Source organism: Burkholderia lata, assembly GCF_902499025.1.
GTDB classification, from domain to species: domain Bacteria; phylum Pseudomonadota; class Gammaproteobacteria; order Burkholderiales; family Burkholderiaceae; genus Burkholderia; species Burkholderia lata_C.
Map to the genome: position 1 here is coordinate 97,750 of NZ_CABVPW010000031.1, position 14,785 is coordinate 112,534.

Here is a 14,785-nt window from a genome sequence, read left to right on the forward strand (position 1 = left end):
CCTTTACCGCAGCTTGAGGGTGGTCAGACCGAACAGGCACAGCATCAGCGTGATGATCCAGAAACGCACGACCACCTGCGTTTCCTTCCAGCCGGACAATTCGAAATGGTGATGCAGCGGCGCCATCTTCAGCAGACGACGCCCTTCGCCGTAGCGCTTTTTCGTGTACTTGAACCACGAAACCTGCAGCATCACCGACAGCGTTTCCGCGACGAAGATGCCGCCCATGATGAACAGCACGATTTCCTGGCGCACGATCACCGCGACCGTGCCGAGCGCGCCGCCGAGCGCCAGCGCGCCGACGTCGCCCATGAACACCTGCGCGGGGTGCGTGTTGTACCAGAGGAACGCGAGCCCTGCCCCACCCATCGCGGAACAGAAGATCAGCAATTCGCCCGCGCCCGGAATGTGCGGGAACAGCAGGTATTTTGAATAGACAGCACTGCCCATCACGTACGCGAACACACCCAGCGACGCGCCGACCAGTACGACCGGCATGATCACGAGGCCGTCGAGGCCGTCGGTCAGGTTCACCGCATTACTCGCGCCGACGATCACGAAGTACGTCAGCACGATGAAGCCCCACACGCCAAGCGGGTAGCTGATCGACTTCAGGAACGGCAGCATCAGGTCGGCGCGTGCCGGCAGCCCCATCGACAGGCCGCTCCTCACCCACGCCATGAACAGGTCGAACACGCGCACGTTGTTCGCCTCGGACACGCTGAAGGCGAGGTAGACCGCTGCGAACAGCCCGATCACCGACTGCCAGAAATACTTCTCGCGCGACGACATCCCGCGCGGGTCCTTGTGGACGACCTTGCGGTAATCGTCGACCCAGCCGATCACGCCGAAGCCGAACGTGACGAGCATCACGATCCAGATGAAACGGTTCGTCAGGTCGCCCCACAGCAGCGTCGCGACCGCGATGCCGATCAGGATCAGCACGCCGCCCATCGTCGGCGTGCCGGACTTGACCAGGTGCGTCTGCGGACCGTCCTTGCGCACGGCCTGACCGACCTTCATTTGCGTCAGCTTGCGGATCACCCACGGTCCGCACACGAGCCCGATCCCGAGCGCGGTGATGGTGGCCATCACCGCACGGAACGTGAGGTACGTGAACAAGCGCAAAAAGCTTGCGTCTCCTTGCAGCCATTGCGCCAGCGCCAGCAGCATGCTTCCTTCCTTCTACTCAGTGTGCAGCGGGCGCCGTGCCCGCCGCGGGTTGGTTCGTCAGCGCGTCGACCACGCGCTCCATCTTCATGTACCGCGAGCCCTTCACGAGCAGCGTCGCTTGCGCGCCGTAGCCCGCCGCGAGCAATGCGTCGACCAGCGCGCCGACGTCGCCGAAATGGCGGGCCGTGTCGCCGTATGCCGTGCAGGCATCGCGCGACGCGTCGCCGAGCGCGAACAGCGCGTCGATCCCGCGCTCGCGCGCGTAGGCACCGACTTCGCGATGGAAGGCCGGCCCTTCGTCGCCGACCTCGCCCATGTCGCCGATCACCAGCACGCGCGGCGCCGGTTGCGCGGCGAGCACGTCGATCGCGGCACGCATCGAATCGGGATTCGCGTTGTACGTATCGTCGACGACCGTTGCACCCGCGAGGCTGCCTGCGATCGCCTGCTTCACCTGCAGCCGGCCCTTGACCGGCTCGAACGATTCGAGGCCCTGCTTGATCGCCGACAGCGCGACGCCGGCGCCCAGCGCCGCGGCCGTCGCGGCCAGCGCGTTGCGCGCGTTGTGCTCGCCGAGCGCGCGCAGCCGCACCGTGACGGCGCCCGCGGGCGTGTCGATCGCGAGCTCGCCGCCGTGAAGACGCCCCGTGACCTGCGCGTCGTTCTGCCGTTCGGCATCGTGCAGCGCGAAATCGAGGATCCGGTTGCCGGTCGCGGCGACGCGCCAGATGCCCGCATACGCGTCATCGGCCGGGAACACTGCGACACCGTCCGGCGGCAGCGCGTGAATCACGGCCGCGTGTTCGAGCGCGACGGCTTCGACCGTCGCCATGAACTCCTGGTGCTCGCGCTGCGCGTTGTTGACGAGCGCGACCGTCGGCGCCGTGAGGCGTGCGAGGACTTCGGTCTCGCCCGGGTGGTTCATCCCGATCTCGATCACCGCGAGACGATGCGCGGCCGACAGGCGCAGCAGCGTCAGCGGCAAACCGACATCGTTGTTCAGGTTGCCGGCCGTCGCGAGCCGCGCGTCGGCGCCGACCGCCGCCGCGAAGATCGACGCGATCATTTCCTTGACGGTCGTCTTGCCGTTGCTGCCCGTCACCGCGACGAGCGGCAGCGCGAATCGTTTGCGCCAGCCGTGTGCGAGCGCGCCAAGCGCGGCCCGCGTTTCACCGCCTTCGATCGCCGGCATCGCGACGCCCGCCGGCATGTGCGCGACCAGCGCCGCGGCAGCACCGCGCGCGGCGACATCGCCCAGGAAGTCGTGCGCATCGAAGCGCTCGCCTTTCAGGGCGACGAACAGGTCGCCGGGGCCGGCCGTGCGGCTGTCCGTCGACACGCGGTCGAACGTGACCCCCGCATCGCCGTGGACGGTTGCGCCGGGAATCAGGCGAGCGGCTTCACCGAGGCTGAGCATCGTCATTCGGCGCCTCCCTTGCCGTGCGTCGCGCGTGCTGCCAGCGCGAGCCGCGCGTGATCCTGGTCGGAGAACGTGCGCTTCTTGCCCATGATTTCCTGCGTGGCCTCGTGGCCCTTGCCGGCCAGCACGACGACATCCTCGCGTGCCGCGCCGCGCACGGCCTGCAGGATCGCGCTCGCGCGATCCTCGATACGGCGTGCGCGATCGGGCGCGGTCATGCCCGCGACGATCTGGTCGATGATGCGCGGCGGATCCTCGCTGCGCGGGTTGTCGCTCGTGACGACGGTTTCATCGGCGAGCCGCTCCGCGATCGCGCCCATCAGCGGACGCTTCGTCGCGTCGCGATCGCCGCCGCAGCCGAACATGCAGACGAGCCGGCCGCCGCGCGCATTGGCGATCGGGCGCAGCGCGTCGAGCGTCTTTTCGAGCGCGTCGGGCGTGTGTGCGTAGTCGATCACGACGAGGGGTTCGTCGTTCTGCAGCCGGCCGCCGAGCCGCTGCATCCGGCCGTTGACGGACTCGAGCCGTGCAATCTCGGCAAGCGCCGCGTCGAACGGCACGTCAGCCGCGAGCAGCGAGCCGAGCACGGCAAGCAGGTTGCTGACGTTGAACGTGCCGAGCGTGCCGACTTCGACGTCCGCGTCGCCCCACGACGAACGCAGGCGGAACGCCGTGCCGGTCGTGGTGGCGCGCACGTCGATCGCGACCAGTTCGCGATCGGCGTCAGGCGCCGATGCGTCACCGATCCCATATGCGATCGTGCGCACGCGGCCGGCCAGTTTCTCGAGCAGGCGCTGTCCGGCTACGTCGTCGCGATTGACGACCGCCGCGCGCAGGCCACGCCACGCGAACAGCTTCGCCTTCGCGGCCTCGTATGCATCGAACGTGCCGTGATAGTCGAGGTGATCCTGCGTGAGGTTCGTAAACACCGCGATGTCGAAGGCCGTACCGTTCACGCGCCCCTGGTGGAGCGCGTGCGACGACACTTCCATCGCCACGGCCTTCGCGCCCGCGTCGCGCAACTGCGCGAGACTGCGCTGCAGTTGCGACGCATCGGGGGTCGTGAAACCGGTCGGCACGAGTTGACCCGGCATCCCGGTGCCGAGCGTGCCGATCACCGCGCACGGCTGGTGCAGCGCCGTCAGCGCGGTGGCAATCCACTGCGTGCACGAGGTCTTGCCGTTCGTGCCGGTCACACCGACCGTGAGCAGGCTGTCGCTCGGATCGCCGTACCAGCCGCTGGCGATCTCGCCGGCGAGCTGGTCGAGCGCAGGCACCGCAAGCGCGACAGGCACGGCCGGCGCAGCGTCCAGCCCTTCCGGCTGATACAGCACGGCGGCTGCACCGCGCGCGACGGCATCGGCGATGAAGGCACGATTGTCTGCCCCGTCGACGGCATATGCGACAAACACGTCGCCAGCCTTGAGGCTGCGCGTGTCGGCATGCAGTTGTGCCGCGGGGGCCACATGCTGACGCAGCCACGCAAGCGCGGCTGCGATCTGCTGATGCGCCGGATGGGAACTGCGGGCGGCGCTCATCGAACAACTCCTGGTGAATTACGCGTCGTGCTGGACACGATCATATGCTTCGCGCCGCCACCCGCGGCCAGCTTTTGCGGCCCCGTTGCGGAAGGGGCTGCCGGCGAATCGTCAGACACGACGAGTTGCTTGATCGGCATGTTCGGGGGCACGTTCAGCGCACGCATCGTGTCGCCGGCGATCGCCGAGAATACGGGGCCGGACACCTGGCCGCCGAAGTGGCTGCCGGCCGTCGGCTCGTCGACCGACACCGCAACGACGATGCGCGGATTCGGCATCGGCGCCATCCCGACGAACGACGCGCGGTACTTGCGCGTGTAGCCGTGACCTTCATGCTTATACGCGGTACCGCTCTTGCCGCCGACGCGATAGCCCGGCACGGCCGCATCCGGCGACGTGCCGCCCGGTGCGACCACCGTCTCGAGCATCGCGCGCACTTCGCGCGCGGTGGTCGGGTTGAACACCTGAGTGCCCACGACCGGCTGGTTGGGGTCGGTCTTGAAAATGGTCACGGGCATCAGCTCGCCGTCGTGCGCAATCGCCGTGTAGGCGCGCGCAAGCTGGAACAGCGACACCGACAGGCCGTAGCCGTACGACATCGTCGCCTGCTCGATGCGGCGCCAGCTCTTCCACGGACGCAGGCGGCCGGCCACCGCGCCCGGGAACCCGACCTTCGGCGCCTGGCCGAGGCCGATGCTCGTATACATATTCCACATTTCCTCGGGCCGCATCGTCATCGCGATCTTCGTCGCGCCGATGTTGCTCGACTTCTGGATCACGCCGCCGACCGTCAGCGTGCCGAAACCCGCGTCGTCGGTGATCGGCGCGCCGTCGAGCACGAAGTGCCCGTTGCCGGTCTCGACGAGCGTGTTCGGTGTCACGCGGTGCAGGTCGAGCGCAAGCGACACCGTGAACGGCTTCATGATCGAGCCCGGCTCGAACACGTCGGTCATGATCCGGTTGCGCAACTGCTCGCCCGTCATGCGCGAGCGGTCGTTCGGGTTGTACGTCGGGTAGTTGACGAGTGCGAGCACCTCGCCGGTGCGCACGTCGACGACCATCGCCGCGCCGGCCTTCGCCTTGAACTTCTCGACGGCGGCCTTCAGGTTCGCGTACGCGATGTACTGGATCTTGCTGTCGATCGACAGGTCGACGTCGGTGCCGTTGTGCGGCGGGATCTGCTCGGCGACGTCCTCGACGATGTGCCCCATCCGGTCCTTGATCACGCGACGCACGCCCGACGTGCCGGACAGCATCTTCTGGTCGCCCAGTTCGACGCCCTCCTGCCCTTCGTCCTCGACGTTCGTGAAGCCGATCAGGTGAGCGGTGATCTCGCCTTCCGGATAGAAGCGCTTGTATTCGTTGCGCTGATAGATGCCGGGAATGTCGAGCGCGGCGACCTTGTCCGCGACGTCGATCGGCACCTGGCGCTTGACGTAGACGAAACCCTTGTCTTCCGACAGCTTCACGCGCAGCTCCTTCGGCGTCATGCCGAGGAGCTTGCCGAGCTGGTTGACCTTGTCGGCGTCGAGATCGTCCGGCACCGTGTCGGGAATCGCCCAGATCGCGCGCACGGGCAGGCTCGTCGCGAGCACGAGCCCGTTACGGTCGAGGATCTTGCCGCGCGTCGCCGGCAGATCGATCGTGCGCTGGTAGCGGCTTTCGCCCTGCTTCCGATAGAACGCGTTGCCGGGCCCCTGGATCCAGAACGCGCGCGCGGCCAGCGCGACGAACGCCATGAAGAGCAGGAACACGACGAGCTTCGAGCGCCACATCGGCAGATGCACGCCCAGCACGGGGCTCGACGAGAACTTCACGTTCTGGCGCTTCTGGGACGGCTTCATCGCGCGCCCCCCTTGCCCTTGCCGGCCGTGTCCGCCGAAGCCGGGATCGGCGCGTCGATCGCCTTCGCGGCGCCCGGCGGCAGCGTCAGGTATTGCGTGCGGCCGGTCGTGATCGGCTGCATCTTCAGCGAATCGTTCGCGAGCTGCTCGATGCGCGACGTCTTCGACAGCGCGCTCTGCTGATATTGAAGCTGCGCATAGTCCTGCTGGAGCTGACGCTCCTGCGACTGCGCACGCTGCAGCTGGATGAAGATCTGGCGCTGCTGGTTCGTCGAATTGACGACCGACAGCGCGCAACCCATCACGATGATCAGCAGGAAGATATTGAAGCGGCTCATGGCGTGACGCGCTCCGCAATGCGCATCACGGCCGAACGGGCACGCGGATTCGCCGTCACTTCCGCTTCGCTCGGGAAATGACGGCCGATGATCTTGAGCGGGGGGCTCGGGAGATCGACGGCACGGATCGGCAGGCGACGATCGACCGCAGGTGCACTCGCGTGCGCCTGCATGAATCGCTTGACGATCCGGTCCTCGAGTGAATGAAAGCTGATGACCACCAGCCGCCCCCCTTGCTCCAGCAACGACAGTGCCGCGTCTAGTACGACTTGCAGGTCCGCAAGCTCTTGATTGACGTGAATCCGTATAGCCTGAAAGGTGCGGGTTGCCGGATCCTTGCCCTTCTCACGGGTTTTGACGACGTGACCCACGATTTGGGCAAGCTCGCCCGTGGTGTCGAGAGGCCCAAGACGGTCGGACTCTGCCCGGCGAGCAACAAGCGCCTTTGCAATCTGAAAAGCAAACCGTTCTTCCCCATAATCCCGTATCACCTCCGTCAATTCCTGCACCGAAGCCCGTGCGAGCCATTCCGCCGCCGACTCGCCGCGCGTCGGATCCATCCGCATGTCCAGCGGACCATCGGCGCGGAAGCTGAAGCCGCGCGCCGGATCGTCCACCTGCGGCGAGGACACGCCCAGGTCGAGCAACACACCCGACACCTTCTCGACGCCGCGCGCCGCAAGCGCGTCGCGCATCGATGCAAAGCTGTCATGCACGATCGAGAAGCGCGCATCCTCGATGCCCTGCGCCGTCTCGATCGCTCTCGGATCCTTGTCGAACGCGATCAGCCGCCCGGCCGGCGCCAGACGCGCGAGCACCGCGCGGCTATGACCGCCGCGCCCGAACGTACCGTCGACATAGATGCCGTCCGGTCGCGTCACGAGCGATTCGACCGCTTCGTCCAACAACACGGTCCGATGCTGCAATTCGTTTCCCATCGCGGGCGTCTCCGTCACCGCAATCAGAACGTGAAATTCTTCAGCGCGTCGGGCATGCCCTGCGCCATCGCTGCCTGCTCCTTCGCGTTGTAGGTCTGCGAATCCCACAGCTCGAAGTGACTACCCATTCCCAACAACATGACTTCCTTTTCCAGTCCGGCTGCCATGCGCAGCTCGGGCGATACAAGAATCCGGCCGGCGCTGTCGAGATCGACGTCCATCGCATTGCCGAGAAAAATTCGCCGCCACCAGTGCGCGTCCATCGGCAGCGCGGCGATCTTGGCGCGGAATACTTCCCATTCGGGGCGCGGAAACAGCAACAGGCAGCCGTCCGGGTGCTTGGTCACAGTCACCCGTCCTTCTGCCTGTCCTTGCAGCGCTTCGCGATAGCGAGCCGGCACCGACATCCGCCCTTTCGCATCGAGCGTCAGCGCCGACGCCCCTTGGAACACGTTCCGCTCTCCCGTTCAGGGCACCGAAGTACCCGCTCCATGCTGAGAATTTAGCCGGAATAGCCCGCCAAATCACACAAAAATACACTTTCTCACACTGTCTCCCACTTTAGAGGAAGGGTGTGGCACGGTCAAGGGAGCGGCCCGCTTTTTTGACGAATTTTGTTAGTTAGAACAAGGACTTACGCGCACATGCTCATGCGGCCCCTCATTCCAAAAACCGTTATAAATGAATGAGCTAGTGCAACTTGTGAAGGTGATACGTGAGAAAGACGGGCCAGAGGGGTGTGCGGACGGGGCTTTCGGGGGCGGGAAAACGAGGAATAAACGGGCGGTATCAGGGGCGGGGAACCGGGGCGGCGTCCCACGTCGCCCCGGTGCGAATCTCACAGATAGTACGCAGTGCTCGTCATGACTTTCGACGCGGCGCGCATCAGCATTCGCACAGGCAGCGGCAGCTCGATCCCGCCGGCGTCGGCCGCGGCCTTGCCGTGTTTCACTTCGTCGATACGCATCTGGTCGACGATCGCACGCGACGCGGTATCGGCCGCCGGCAACTCGGACATATGGCCTTCGAGATGGCTCTCGACCTGCCGTTCGGTCTCGGCCATGAAGCCGAGGCTGACCTTGTCGCCAAGCGCGCCTGCCGCCACGCCGATCGCGAGCGAACCCGCGTACCACAGCGGGTTCAGCAGGCTCGGGCGCGAGTCGAGCTCCTTCAGACGATGCGCGGTCCACGCGAGGTGGTCCTCCTCCTCCCGCGCGGCCTCTTCGAACATCGCCTTCGCCGATGCCGTGCGCGCGGTGAGCTTCTGCGCCTGGTAGAGGGCCTGCGCACAGACCTCGCCGACGTGGTTCACGCGCATCAGCCCAGCGGCATGCGTACGCTCCGCAGGCGTCAGTTCGACGGCCGGCGCCTCTGCCGGTGCGGGCACCGGCCGGCTCATCCGGCTAATGCCGGTCAGCGATCGCAGGCCGCGATCGAATTCGCTGATCAGTTCATCAAACACCATCCTGTTCTCCTGGCTGCAGGTGCTGCCGCGAGCGGCAAGGGCACGAGTCCGCTGCGTAACCGACTTGATTATTCAGCGGAAATTGCGGTTAACCCGTGATTTTAACCATTGTTGCATAAAGGAAACATGGCGACCTTGAGCTGCGGCATTTCGCTTTGTGGCAAAAAACGGTTTTGCTACATTACGTCCGACTTCTTGCGAAGTTGATGGGGCCCGTCAACAGAACATAACTATCTGCCCCGCCAAAAAAATTCAGTGATTCTTGGAGATCCGTTAATGAAAAAGTCGCTTCTCGCGCTCGTCGCGCTGGGCGCGTTCGCTGGCGCTGCCCATGCGCAAAGCAGCGTGACGCTTTACGGCATCATCGATGAAGGCCTGCTCTTCAACAACAACGCGGGCGGCAAGCACCTGTACAGCATGGCCAGCGGCGTGATGCAAGGCAGCCGCTTCGGCATGCGCGGCACCGAAGACCTCGGTGGCGGCCTGAAGGCGATCTTCACCCTCGAAAACGGTTTCGACGTGAACAGCGGCAAGCTCGGTCAGGGCGGCCTGATGTTCGGTCGCCAAGCTTACGTCGGCCTTTCGAGCCAGTACGGTACGGTCACGCTGGGTCGTCAGTACGACTCCGTCGTCGACTTCGTCGGCCCGCTCGAGGCTGGTGACCAGTGGGGTGGCTACATCGCCGCTCACCCGGGTGACCTCGACAACTTCAACAACGCCTATCGCGTGAACAACGCGGTCAAGTTCACGAGCAACACCTACGGCGGCTTCTCGTTCGGCGGCTTGTACAGCTTCGGCGGTCAGGCAGGCCAGTTCTCGAAGAACCAGGTCTGGTCGCTCGGCGCAGGCTACAACAACGGCCCGCTGGTCTTGGGCGTCGGCTACTTGAACGCACGTACGCCGAACCAGTTCGGCGGCATGTTCAACAACGGTTCGGCGTCTTCGTCGGTCTCGTCGCCGATCTACGGCGCGTACGCGAACAACGCGAACACGTACCAGGTCATCGGTGCCGGCGGCGCCTACACGTTCGGCGCAGCGACGATCGGCGCGACGTACTCGAACACGAAGTTCAAGGGCTTCTCGGCAGGCCCGTTCGTGAACCAGTCCGCGACGTTCAACAACGGCGAACTCAACTTCAAGTATCAGCTGACTCCGGCGTTGATTCTCGGCGCGGCGTACGACTACACGCAGGGCAGCAAGATCAACGGCAGCTCGGCAGCCAAGTATCACCAGGGCTCGCTGGGTGTCGACTACTTCCTGTCGAAGCGCACCGACGTCTACGCGATCGGCGTGTACCAGCACGCATCGGGCAACGTGCTCGACGCGAACGGCAACGTGATCCAGGCAACCGCAGCGATCAACGGTCTCGCAGGCTCGAGCACCAGCAACCAGGTTGCAGCACGCGTCGGTATCCGTCACAAGTTCTAATCAGCTTGCCTGACAAGCCGCAGCATATTGAAGGCGCCTTCGGGCGCCTTTTTCTTTTCCGGCCGGCGCAGCCGCCAAGCTAAAGCGCGGTGAGCCGTTATCGACCGCGACACGCCCGTCGTGGAGGCGCCGCGCCGGCTCTATCGCGCCGATACGCACTGCCGCCGCAGCGAGCCCATTCCACAAGCAAGCCTCGTTCGGAAACAGCCCCTTCGGAACCGCGCCGCAAACAAAAAAGCCCGGCACAAGCCGGGCTTTTCCGTTCGCTCGATCGAGCGCGCCGTTACGCGCGCCCGTCGCGCAGTTCGCGCCGCAGGATCTTGCCGACGTTCGTCTTCGGCAGCTCCGTACGGAACTCGACCAGCTTCGGCCGCTTGTAGCCGGTGAGCCGCTCCTTGCAGTAGGCGAGGATGTCCTTGTCGGTGAGCGCCGGATCCTTCTTCACGATGAACAGCTTCACGGCCTCGCCGGAATGCTCGTCAGGCACGCCGACCGCCGCCACCTCGAACACGCCCGGGTGCGACGACACCACGTCCTCGACTTCGTTCGGATACACGTTGAAGCCCGACACGAGAATCATGTCCTTCTTCCGGTCGACGATCTTCACGTAGCCTCGCGCATCCATCACGCCGACGTCGCCTGTCTTGAAGAAGCCGTCCGCGAACATGACCTTCGCGGTCTCGTCCGGCCGGTTCCAGTAGCCGGCCATCACCTGCGGCCCGCGGATGCAGATCTCACCGGGCTCGCCGAGCGCGACGTCGTTGCCGGCGTCGTCGCGAATGGCCACTTCGGTCGACGGCAGCGGCAGGCCGATCGTCCCGCTGTACTCGGTCGCCGTCACGGGGTTGCAGGTCGCCACCGGCGACGTTTCGGACAACCCGTAGCCTTCGATGATCGCCGTATGGGTCTTTTCATACCAGCGCTTCGCGACGCCCTCCTGGATCGCCATGCCGCCGCCGTTGGCGATCACGAGCTTCGACAGGTCGAGCTGGTTGAATTCGGGGTGATTCAGCAGTGCGTTGTATAGCGTGTTGACCGCCGGGATCGTCGAGATCTGGTAACCCTTCAGTTCCTTGATCATGCCGGCGATGTCGCGCGGGTTCGGGATCAGGATGCCCATGCCGCCCGTACGCATCGTCAGGAAGCCGCAGACGGTCAGCGCGAACACGTGATACAGCGGCAACGCGACAACGGTCACGAACTGTTTCACGTCCGGAAACTTCTCGTGAGCCGGATGATGCCAGGCGCCCGCCTGCAGCACGTTCGACACGATGTTCCGATGCAGCAGCGTCGCCCCCTTCGCCACGCCGGTCGTACCGCCCGTGTATTGCAGGAACGCTACGTCGTCGGGGCCGATCTTCTGCGCCTTGAATCCCTGGCGTGCACCCTCCGACAGCGCAGCCTTGAAACGCGTGAACGACGGCAGCTGCCAGGCAGGCACCATCTTCTTCACGTTGCGCACGACGTAGTTGACGAGCCATCCCTTGATGCCCAGCAGATCGCCCATCGATGCGACGACGACGTGCTTGACGCTCGTATTCGCGATGACGGCCTGCAGCGTCGACGCGAAATTCTCAAGGATGACGATTGCCTCCGCGCCGCTGTCCTTCAGCTGGTGCTCGAGCTCGCGCGGCGTATAGAGCGGATTGACGTTGACGACCGTGTAGCCCGCGCGCAGTACCGCGGCGATCGCCACGGGGTACTGCAGCACGTTCGGCATCATGATCGCGACGCGGGCCCCGCGCGCCAGCCCACGCGATTGGAGCCACGCGCCGAACTGGCGCGACAGCTTGTCGAGTTCGCCGTACGTGATGCCCTTGCCCATGCAGACGAACGCCGTGCGGTCGCGATACTGCCGGAAGCTTTCGTCGAGCAGGTCAGGGACAGAGGGATAAGGAGACGCGTCAATTTCGGCTGGAACGCCGGGTGGGTACGATTTCAGCCAAATTTTGTCCATACTGCGCGTCTCCTCACAGATTTTCGAATGGTCGTGCTAAAACGCATCGTAACGGCTCGCTCGTCCCGAGACAACAGGGTTAGATGTCCACTTCGAACTTCCGTGGAAATTCGTCCGATCATACGGTGATATCCGATCAAATGCGTTCAACCTCCACAAGGCAATCGTAAAACGTCGCCGAATTGCCAAGATCGGTGAGCGCCTGGCTCGTCACCTCGTTCGCGTTCCTGCCGTCCGGTGACAGCTTCTTCCACCAGATCGACAGCCCGACGACAAGCCCCGCACGTGCGCGATCGGTAATTCTCGCGAGCGCCTGCATCGATCCGCGATCGTTGAAGATGCGTACGACATCGCCCTCGCCGATGCCGCGCGCGTCGGCGTCTGACGGGTGGATGTCGAGATGCGGCTCGCCTTCGGTATGGCGCAGGCTGTCGACGTTCACGAACGTGCTGTTCAGGAAGTGGCGGGCCGGCGGCGAAATCATCGCGAGCGGATAGCGTGCGGCCAGCTCGGGCGCGGCCTCGGCCGATTCGAACGGCGGCAGGTAGTCGGGCACGGGATCCACGCCCATCTGCTCGAGCCGCGGGCTATAGAACTCGCACTTGCCGGACGGCGTACGGAAACCGCCATTCGCGAACGGCGCCTCCGGCAGCTTGAGCTTCAGCCAGCCATCGCGTTTAAGCGTGTCCCAATCGCTGTCGAGCACCGGATCGTCCCAGCGGAGCGCTGCGCGAGCCACCTCTTCGTCGCTGTGATAGAGCGCAGGCTCGTCGAGCTCCATGCTGCGCGCGATGCCGCGGAAGATCTCCGTATTCGGCCGCGCGTCTCCCACCGGGGGAATCGACGGCAGGTTCGCCATCACGTAGGTGTGGCCGTACGATTTGTGGATGTCCAGATGCTCGAGCTGCGTGGTTGCCGGCAACACAATGTCGGCGAAATCGACGGTATCTGTCTTGAAATGCTCGAGAACGACCGTGAACAAGTCGTCTCGCGCGAATCCCGCGGCAACCTTCGATGAATCGGGCGCGACGGCCACCGGATTCGAGTTGTACACGATCACCGCTTCGACTTTCGGTCCGAAGGCCGCATCGCCCGGGTGCAATAGTGCGTCGCCGATCGCGTTCATGTTGATGATGCGCGGCAGCTTGTGCGGCCAGCCCGGCATGAGATCCGGGCGCAGCAGCGCCGCCTGGTTGACCGGCGCGGATTCCGACGACGAGAGCAACAGCCCGCCCGCCCGATCCCGCCATGCCCCCGTCAGCGCCGGCAGGCTTGCGATCGCGCGTACAGCGTTGCCTCCGCCGCGGACGCGCTGCATGCCGTAGTTGAGGCGAATCGATGCCTTGCGGGTAGCGCCGTAACGACGCGCGAGGTCGACCAGCTCCGACGCGTCGATGCCGCAGATCTGTGCGACCCGCTCCGGCGGATAGGACATCGCCCGTTCCTTGAGCGCGTCGAAACCGAGCGTATGGCTGGCGATGTAGTCGTGATCGAGCAGGTTTTCGGCTATCAGCACGTGCATCATGCCGAGTGCGAATGCGCCGTCGGTGCCTGGTTTCAACGCGATATGCTGATGACACTTCTCGGCTGTCAGCGAACGGTACGGATCGATGGCGACAAGGCGTGCGCCTCGGCGCTTCGCTTCCTGCGCGCGCGTCCAGAAGTGCAGGCTTGACGCGATCGGATTCGCCCCCCAAATCAGGATCAGCTCGCTTTCCTCGAAATGCTCGAGGTGCATGCCGAGACTGCCGCCATAGGTGTAACGCAAGCCTGCTGCACCCGCTGCCGCACAGATCGTGCGCTCGAGCCGCGAAGCGCCGAGCTTGTGAAAGAACCGCTGGGCAATCCCCTCCCCTTGGACGAGCCCCATCGTCCCCGCATAGCTATAAGGCAGGATCGCTTCCGGTGCGCGCGCCGCGATTTCACCGAGACGACGGCCGATCTCATCGAACGCCTCTTCCCAGCTGATCGGTACGAAATGCCCTTCCCCTTTCGCCCCGATGCGTTTGAGCGGGACGGTGAGGCGGTCGGGGTGATGAACGCGATCGGCGTATCGGCTGACTTTCGTGCACAACACGCCTTGTGTCGGCGGATGGTCGGGATCGCCCGTGACCTTGATCGCCTTGCCGTTTTCGACAGTCACACGCATTGCGCACGTGTCCGGACAATCATGCGGGCAAACGGCCCGGGCTACCTGAATGGCGGCGTTCATCGTTTTAAGTGCAGAGATGGGGATCCGCAAATTTTACGTGGACACGCCGAATAAAGCGTTCATTTCGTACGGGTTCGGGGGTATTTAGCTGAAAAGCGATGACGAGAAGTGGCGAAGTTTCGGTGGTTCCGTGCGCCTATTGCGGCGGGACTTGCATGGCCAACCCGACATTCGTTGTCGACGATGGTAAGCAGATCGCGCACGACAGCGCTGACCGATACACAGGGAGAGGAATCGCAGCTTTGAGCGGAGATGCGATCAATAGACGCAGGGATCGCGAATGATGTCGACCAATCAGGAAACCGGGAGCCGCGTTTGACGGCGATTGGGAGCGGTGATATGAATACGCCAGCCAGGCCACCTACCCCGGCTCCGCTGCGCATTTCCGCCGCTGAAATGCAAAAACCCCCGCCTTTCGGGCGGGGGTTCTTGGCTTAGGGAGCCTGACGATTACCTACTTTCACACGGGAAT

At 64.6% G+C, this 14,785-nt stretch carries 11 protein-coding genes; 1 reads left to right on the top strand and 10 read right to left on the bottom strand.

Features of this window, described 5'->3' with window-relative positions:
* Positions 1 to 3 precede the first annotated feature (3 nt).
* The 8 genes from mraY to coq7 all read right to left on the bottom strand — a co-directional run bounded on the left by mraY (position 4) and on the right by coq7 (position 8,716).
* The gene (gene mraY / locus BDI24065_RS28110) at positions 4 to 1,173 is read right to left on the bottom strand and encodes a phospho-N-acetylmuramoyl-pentapeptide-transferase (protein ID WP_006477019.1); all 1,170 of its coding nucleotides are present in this window, start codon (positions 1,171 to 1,173) and stop codon (positions 4 to 6) included.
* Positions 1,174 to 1,189: 16 nt separating this feature from the next.
* On the bottom strand, positions 1,190 to 2,596 hold the full coding sequence (locus tag BDI24065_RS28115) for a UDP-N-acetylmuramoyl-tripeptide--D-alanyl-D-alanine ligase (RefSeq protein WP_175034016.1): 1,407 nt from the start codon (positions 2,594 to 2,596) through the stop codon (positions 1,190 to 1,192).
* A complete protein-coding gene (locus BDI24065_RS28120; protein WP_175034017.1) occupies positions 2,593 to 4,131 on the bottom strand; it encodes a UDP-N-acetylmuramoyl-L-alanyl-D-glutamate--2,6-diaminopimelate ligase in 1,539 nt (512 codons plus the stop codon). The genes BDI24065_RS28115 and BDI24065_RS28120 overlap by 4 nt, the downstream gene beginning before the upstream one ends.
* Entirely contained in the window at positions 4,128 to 5,975 is a 1,848-nt protein-coding gene (locus BDI24065_RS28125; RefSeq protein ID WP_175034018.1) for a peptidoglycan D,D-transpeptidase FtsI family protein, read from the bottom strand. Before BDI24065_RS28125 ends, BDI24065_RS28120 begins: the two co-directional genes overlap by 4 nt.
* Positions 5,972 to 6,313, bottom strand: a complete 342-nt coding sequence (gene ftsL, locus BDI24065_RS28130) for a cell division protein FtsL (RefSeq protein ID WP_009694564.1) — start codon at positions 6,311 to 6,313, stop codon at positions 5,972 to 5,974. The genes BDI24065_RS28125 and ftsL overlap by 4 nt, the downstream gene beginning before the upstream one ends.
* Positions 6,310 to 7,251 carry a 16S rRNA (cytosine(1402)-N(4))-methyltransferase RsmH gene (gene rsmH, locus BDI24065_RS28135; protein ID WP_175034019.1) on the bottom strand — a complete coding sequence of 314 codons (942 nt, stop codon included), beginning with the start codon at positions 7,249 to 7,251 and terminating at the stop codon, positions 6,310 to 6,312. The genes ftsL and rsmH overlap by 4 nt, the downstream gene beginning before the upstream one ends.
* A gap of 23 nt (positions 7,252 to 7,274) precedes the next feature.
* Positions 7,275 to 7,703, bottom strand: a complete 429-nt coding sequence (gene mraZ, locus BDI24065_RS28140; protein WP_006487094.1) for a division/cell wall cluster transcriptional repressor MraZ — start codon at positions 7,701 to 7,703, stop codon at positions 7,275 to 7,277.
* A 386-nt stretch (positions 7,704 to 8,089) separates the two neighbouring features.
* On the bottom strand, positions 8,090 to 8,716 hold the full coding sequence (gene coq7, locus BDI24065_RS28145) for a 2-polyprenyl-3-methyl-6-methoxy-1,4-benzoquinone monooxygenase (RefSeq protein WP_175034020.1): 627 nt from the start codon (positions 8,714 to 8,716) through the stop codon (positions 8,090 to 8,092).
* 276 nt (positions 8,717 to 8,992) lie between these two features.
* On the opposite strand from coq7, the gene BDI24065_RS28150 reads away from it, so the two are divergent.
* Positions 8,993 to 10,144 carry a porin gene (locus tag BDI24065_RS28150; protein ID WP_175034021.1) on the top strand — a complete coding sequence of 384 codons (1,152 nt, stop codon included), beginning with the start codon at positions 8,993 to 8,995 and terminating at the stop codon, positions 10,142 to 10,144.
* Between the two features lie 283 nt (positions 10,145 to 10,427).
* Here the strand turns inward: BDI24065_RS28150 and BDI24065_RS28155 are convergent, their stop codons facing one another.
* Together BDI24065_RS28155 and BDI24065_RS28160 are read right to left on the bottom strand one after the other, a co-directional pair.
* Positions 10,428 to 12,101 carry a long-chain fatty acid--CoA ligase gene (locus tag BDI24065_RS28155; RefSeq protein ID WP_175034022.1) on the bottom strand — a complete coding sequence of 558 codons (1,674 nt, stop codon included), beginning with the start codon at positions 12,099 to 12,101 and terminating at the stop codon, positions 10,428 to 10,430.
* Positions 12,102 to 12,237: 136 nt separating this feature from the next.
* Positions 12,238 to 14,313 carry a molybdopterin-containing oxidoreductase family protein gene (locus BDI24065_RS28160; protein ID WP_175034023.1) on the bottom strand — a complete coding sequence of 692 codons (2,076 nt, stop codon included), beginning with the start codon at positions 14,311 to 14,313 and terminating at the stop codon, positions 12,238 to 12,240.
* Between the last annotated feature and the right edge of the window lie 472 nt (positions 14,314 to 14,785).

What these genes read in the sequence shown, in the direction of transcription:
- mraY (WP_006477019.1), bottom strand. Translation starts at nt 1,173, where the DNA reads ATGCTGCTGGCGCTGGCGCAATGGCTGCAAGGAGACGCAAGCTTTTTG.
- BDI24065_RS28115 (WP_175034016.1), bottom strand. Translation starts at nt 2,596, where the DNA reads ATGACGATGCTCAGCCTCGGTGAAGCCGCTCGCCTGATTCCCGGCGCA.
- BDI24065_RS28120 (WP_175034017.1), bottom strand. Translation starts at nt 4,131, where the DNA reads ATGAGCGCCGCCCGCAGTTCCCATCCGGCGCATCAGCAGATCGCAGCC.
- BDI24065_RS28125 (WP_175034018.1), bottom strand. Translation starts at nt 5,975, where the DNA reads ATGAAGCCGTCCCAGAAGCGCCAGAACGTGAAGTTCTCGTCGAGCCCC.
- ftsL (WP_009694564.1), bottom strand. Translation starts at nt 6,313, where the DNA reads ATGAGCCGCTTCAATATCTTCCTGCTGATCATCGTGATGGGTTGCGCG.
- rsmH (WP_175034019.1), bottom strand. Translation starts at nt 7,251, where the DNA reads ATGGGAAACGAATTGCAGCATCGGACCGTGTTGTTGGACGAAGCGGTC.
- coq7 (WP_175034020.1), bottom strand. Translation starts at nt 8,716, where the DNA reads ATGGTGTTTGATGAACTGATCAGCGAATTCGATCGCGGCCTGCGATCG.
- BDI24065_RS28150 (WP_175034021.1), top strand. Translation starts at nt 8,993, where the DNA reads ATGAAAAAGTCGCTTCTCGCGCTCGTCGCGCTGGGCGCGTTCGCTGGC.
- BDI24065_RS28155 (WP_175034022.1), bottom strand. Translation starts at nt 12,101, where the DNA reads ATGGACAAAATTTGGCTGAAATCGTACCCACCCGGCGTTCCAGCCGAA.
- BDI24065_RS28160 (WP_175034023.1), bottom strand. Translation starts at nt 14,313, where the DNA reads ATGAACGCCGCCATTCAGGTAGCCCGGGCCGTTTGCCCGCATGATTGT.